This window comes from Caulobacter sp. X, assembly GCF_002742635.1.
In the GTDB taxonomy this organism is placed as follows: domain Bacteria; phylum Pseudomonadota; class Alphaproteobacteria; order Caulobacterales; family Caulobacteraceae; genus Caulobacter.
On sequence record NZ_PEGF01000004.1, the window covers coordinates 1 to 5,641 of the forward strand.

At 55.1% G+C, this 5,641-nt stretch carries 3 tRNA genes and 3 rRNA genes; all 6 read left to right on the top strand.

Annotation, left to right across the window (positions count from 1 at the left end):
* The first annotated feature begins 325 nt into the window (after positions 1–325).
* The 6 genes from CSW60_RS22845 to CSW60_RS22870 all read left to right on the top strand — a co-directional run bounded on the left by CSW60_RS22845 (position 326) and on the right by CSW60_RS22870 (position 5,635).
* Positions 326–1,809, top strand: a 16S ribosomal RNA gene (locus CSW60_RS22845).
* 172 nt (positions 1,810–1,981) lie between these two features.
* A tRNA-Ile gene (locus CSW60_RS22850) sits at positions 1,982–2,058 on the top strand.
* Between the two features lie 63 nt (positions 2,059–2,121).
* Positions 2,122–2,197: transfer RNA gene (locus tag CSW60_RS22855), tRNA-Ala, on the top strand.
* Between the two features lie 295 nt (positions 2,198–2,492).
* Positions 2,493–5,278, top strand: a 23S ribosomal RNA gene (locus CSW60_RS22860).
* A 104-nt stretch (positions 5,279–5,382) separates the two neighbouring features.
* Positions 5,383–5,497: ribosomal RNA gene (gene rrf, locus CSW60_RS22865) — 5S ribosomal RNA — on the top strand.
* Together the 16S, 23S and 5S rRNA genes with 3 tRNA genes alongside form the textbook arrangement of a ribosomal RNA operon.
* 61 nt (positions 5,498–5,558) lie before the next feature.
* Positions 5,559–5,635 (top strand) — tRNA-Met (locus CSW60_RS22870).
* The last annotated feature ends 6 nt before the right edge of the window (positions 5,636–5,641 follow it).

The window sequence follows — 5,641 nt, forward strand, 5'->3', positions numbered from 1 at the left end:
AAACGATTTGACACGGAAAACGAGGTTGGATAGATAGCCGCCTCCGCCGACACCGGGCGCTAAACGGTGGGGCCGCTGAGGCGGTTCGGGTCTTTGACATTGTTGATTTGGAAAGAGAAACGCAGGCGGCGGCGCTCTGGCGGTTCACTCTACGGAGTGGATCATTTGGCGCTGACGTAATGCGGTCTCTTGAAGACACCATTTATACGCCGGTCGGTTCTTCGGAGCTGGTCGGAGTGTGATGGGAACTCGTCAAGATACTATGCAAACCAGAACGCGGACTGAGGTTTTCCCCTCGGTCTAAATACTGGAGTCAATGTCAACTCAACCTGAGAGTTTGATCCTGGCTCAGAGCGAACGCTGGCGGCAGGCCTAACACATGCAAGTCGAACGGATCCTTCGGGATTAGTGGCGGACGGGTGAGTAACACGTGGGAACGTGCCCTTTGGTTCGGAACAACTCAGGGAAACTTGAGCTAATACCGGATGTGCCCTTCGGGGGAAAGATTTATCGCCATTGGAGCGGCCCGCGTCTGATTAGCTAGTTGGTGGGGTAAAGGCCCACCAAGGCGACGATCAGTAGCTGGTCTGAGAGGATGATCAGCCACATTGGGACTGAGACACGGCCCAAACTCCTACGGGAGGCAGCAGTGGGGAATCTTGCGCAATGGGCGAAAGCCTGACGCAGCCATGCCGCGTGAATGATGAAGGTCTTAGGATTGTAAAATTCTTTCACCGGGGACGATAATGACGGTACCCGGAGAAGAAGCCCCGGCTAACTTCGTGCCAGCAGCCGCGGTAATACGAAGGGGGCTAGCGTTGCTCGGAATTACTGGGCGTAAAGGGAGCGTAGGCGGACTGTTTAGTCAGAGGTGAAAGCCCAGGGCTCAACCTTGGAATTGCCTTTGATACTGGCAGTCTTGAGTACGGAAGAGGTATGTGGAACTCCGAGTGTAGAGGTGAAATTCGTAGATATTCGGAAGAACACCAGTGGCGAAGGCGACATACTGGTCCGTTACTGACGCTGAGGCTCGAAAGCGTGGGGAGCAAACAGGATTAGATACCCTGGTAGTCCACGCCGTAAACGATGAGTGCTAGTTGTCGGCATGCATGCATGTCGGTGACGCAGCTAACGCATTAAGCACTCCGCCTGGGGAGTACGGTCGCAAGATTAAAACTCAAAGGAATTGACGGGGGCCCGCACAAGCGGTGGAGCATGTGGTTTAATTCGAAGCAACGCGCAGAACCTTACCACCTTTTGACATGCCTGGACCGCCACAGAGATGTGGTTTTCCCTTCGGGGACTGGGACACAGGTGCTGCATGGCTGTCGTCAGCTCGTGTCGTGAGATGTTGGGTTAAGTCCCGCAACGAGCGCAACCCTCGTGATTAGTTGCCATCAGGTTTGGCTGGGCACTCTAATCATACTGCCGGAGTTAATCCGGAGGAAGGCGGGGATGACGTCAAGTCCTCATGGCCCTTACAAGGTGGGCTACACACGTGCTACAATGGCGACTACAGAGGGCTGCAATCCCGCGAGGGGGAGCCAATCCCTAAAAGTCGTCTCAGTTCGGATTGTTCTCTGCAACTCGAGAGCATGAAGTTGGAATCGCTAGTAATCGCGGATCAGCATGCCGCGGTGAATACGTTCCCGGGCCTTGTACACACCGCCCGTCACACCATGGGAGTTGGCTTTACCCGAAGGCGCTGCGCTAACCGCAAGGAGGCAGGCGACCACGGTAGGGTCAGCGACTGGGGTGAAGTCGTAACAAGGTAGCCGTAGGGGAACCTGCGGCTGGATCACCTCCTTTCTAAGGATGCTTCTCCAGCTTCTCACGAAGCTATTGAAGCTCCAGACACGGTGCGCTTGACGCACCACAAAGAGCGGATCGCCGCCGTCTTCGTTTCTCTTTCCACTCACTTTGATCGAACGAGATCAAGGTGCGATCGCGAGCCCGGAGCGGATGCCCCGAAGGCCGTCATAGGCCTGTAGCTCAGGTGGTTAGAGCGTACGCCTGATAAGCGTAAGGTCGGCAGTTCGAGTCTGCCCAGGCCTACCACTCTTCTCCTGAACTTCGGATCACGACCAGCTCTCCTGGCTAACCCAGATCTCTTGAAAGAGAGGGGCCATAGCTCAGTTGGTAGAGCGCCTGCTTTGCAAGCAGGATGTCGTCGGTTCGAATCCGTCTGGCTCCACCATTTTGGTTCGCTGTCCTCGCTACCGCTTCGCTGCTTGAGCGAGGCCAGCTGGTAGGACCGCCGAGATGGCTATCTCGCGATTGGATGACAAGTTTGCAGCAGCGCCTGGCGCTGATGCGAAATGACATTGTGAAGGCAGGGTTCTCCCGCCGACCGCAGCTCACCCCTGGGATGCGGATCCGGTTTAAGGGCGGACTTAAGAAGACATCATTGTCTGACTAAAGGTAGAGCTCATGCTCAGGCCTCCCCGCGCGATGCGGCGAGGGCTGATTTAAGCATGGGTTTTGCTGAGAACGATCAAGCGCATAAGGGCTTCTGACGGATGCCTTGGCATTGAGAGGCGATGAAGGACGTGGCACGCTGCGATAAGAGCCGGGGAGGCGCGAGCACCCTTTGATCCGGCTATCTCCGAATGGGGAAACCCACCTTTATGGTCACCCGACTTTGCTTTGCCTTCGGGCAAGGCGACGATCGGTTGATCAGACAAGGTATAATGACCTGAATACATAGGGTTCATTAAGCAAACCCGGGGAACTGAAACATCTCAGTACCCGGAGGAAAGGACATCAACCGAGACTCCCGTAGTAGTGGCGAGCGAACCGGGACCAGGCCAGTGCTGTCGTGACATAAAGCTGAAGGATCTGGGAAGGTCCGCCATAGTGGGTGATAGCCCCGTAAGCGTCAAATAGCGACAGACTCGAGTAGGGCGGGACACGTGAAATCCTGTCTGAACATGGGGGGACCACCCTCCAAGCCTAAGTACTCCTCAATGACCGATAGCGAACAAGTACCGTGAGGGAAAGGTGAAAAGCACCCCGACAAGGGGAGTGAAACAGAACCTGAAATCGGAAGCCTACAAGCAGTCGGAGCCACCGCGCGTGGTGACGGCGTACCTTTTGTATAATGGGTCAGCGACTTCATGTGCCGTGCAAGCTTAAGCCGTTAGGTGTAGGCGCAGCGAAAGCGAGTCTGAATAGGGCGAATAAGTACGTCGCATGACGACCCGAAACCAGGTGATCTATCCATGAGCAGGTTGAAGGTAAGGTAACACTTACTGGAGGACCGAACCGGTGAATGTTGAAAAATTCTCGGATGACTTGTGGATAGGGGTGAAAGGCCAATCAAACCTGGACATAGCTGGTTCTCCGCGAAAACTATTTAGGTAGTGCCTCGGACGTATTCCTTGGGGGGTAGAGCACTGAATGGATGCGGGCGGCGCGAGCTGTACCAATTCTAATCAAACTCCGAATACCCAAGAGAACTATCCGGGAGACACACGGCGGGTGCTAACGTCCGTCGTGAAAAGGGAAACAACCCTAACCATCATCTAAGGCCCCCAAGTTCTGGCTAAGTGGGAAACGATGTGGGTTTGCTTTGACAACCAGGATGTTGGCTTAGAAGCAGCCATCATTTAAAGAAAGCGTAACAGCTCACTGGTCAAGCGAACCTGCGCGGAAAATGTAACGGGGCTCAAGCCAGACGCCGAAGGTATGGGTGTGCGTAAGCACGCGGTAGCGGAGCGTTCCGTAAGCCGGTGAAGGTGAGGCGTGAGCCTTGCTGGAGGTATCGGAAGTGAGAATGCTGACATGAGTAGCGATAAAGAGGGTGAGAGACCCTCTCGCCGAAAGCCCAAGGGTTCCTGCGTAAAGCTAATCTGCGCAGGGTTAGTCGGCCCCTAAGGCGAGGCCGAAAGGCGTAGTCGATGGGAATCAGGTGAATATTCCTGAACCAGTTGGAAGTGACGGATCTGGTAAATTGTCAGGGCTTATTGGATTGCTCCTGGCAGTGAACAGGTCCCTGGAAATAACTCCAACGGAGACCGTACCCGAAACCGACACAGGTGGGCAGGTAGAGTATACCAAGGCGCTTGAGAGAACTATGCTGAAGGAACTCGGCAAATTGCACGCGTAACTTCGGGATAAGCGTGACTCTTCATTGGGCAACCAGTAAAGAGTGGCACAAGCCAGGGGGTAGCGACTGTTTATCAAAAACACAGGGCTCTGCGAAGCCGCAAGGCGACGTATAGGGTCTGACGCCTGCCCGGTGCCTGAAGGTTAAAAGGAGGGGTGCAAGCTCTGAATTGAAGCCCAGGTAAACGGCGGCCGTAACTATAACGGTCCTAAGGTAGCGAAATTCCTTGTCGGGTAAGTTCCGACCTGCACGAATGGCGTAACGACTTCCCCACTGTCTCCAGCATAGGCTCAGCGAAATTGAATTCCCCGTGAAGATGCGGGGTTCCCGCGGTCAGACGGAAAGACCCTATGAACCTTTACTGCAGCTTCGCCTTGGCGTTAGCAGCAACATGTGTAGGATAGGTGGGAGACTATGAAGCAGGGGCGCCAGTTCCTGTGGAGCCATCCTTGAAATACCACCCTTATTGTTGCTGACGTCTAACCGCGGCCCGTTATCCGGGTCCGGGACATGGCGTGGCGGGCAGTTTGACTGGGGCGGTCGCCTCCCAAAGTGTAACGGAGGCGCGCGATGGTGGGCTCAGACCGGTCGGAAATCGGTCGTCGAGTGCAATGGCATAAGCCCGCCTGACTGCGAGACTGACAAGTCGAGCAGAGACGAAAGTCGGCCATAGTGATCCGGTGGTCCTGCGTGGAAGGGCCATCGCTCAACGAATAAAAGGTACTCTAGGGATAACAGGCTGATTTTGCCCAAGAGTCCATATCGACGGCAAAGTTTGGCACCTCGATGTCGGCTCATCACATCCTGGGGCTGGAGCAGGTCCCAAGGGTTCGGCTGTTCGCCGATTAAAGTGGTACGTGAGCTGGGTTCAGAACGTCGTGAGACAGTTTGGTCCCTATCTGCCGTGGGTGTACGAGACTTGAGAGGATCTGTCCCTAGTACGAGAGGACCGGGATGGACACACCTCTGGTGGACCTGTCATGGCGCCAGCTGTGCAGCAGGGTAGCTAAGTGTGGAATAGATAACCGCTGAAAGCATCTAAGCGGGAAACTAACCTCAAAACAAGGTCTCGCTGAGAGCCGTGGAAGACCACCACGTTGATAGGCCGGGTGTGGAAGTGCGGCGACGCATGGAGCTTACCGGTACTAATAGCTCGATAGGCTTGATCGTTCTTCAGTCAAACCCATGCACAAAGCATGGCTCTACTTCAGACACTGATGTCTTCTTCACAATCATCGCTCCAGCAATGGAGCGACTGATATCCTTTTCGCTGACCTGGTGGCTTTGCCGGGGGTTCCCCACCCGATCCCATTCCGAACTCGGTCGTTAAGTCCCCCTGGGCCAATGGTACTTCGTCTCAAGGCGCGGGAGAGTAGGTCGCCGCCAGGTCCGCCAAAAGGATATCAAACCAAAGTCCACGAACCCTCCCTCACAATACAAAACACCCTGACGCGGGGTGGAGCAGCCCGGTAGCTCGTCAGGCTCATAACCTGAAGGTCACAGGTTCAAATCCTGTCCCCGCACCCAAGGGTC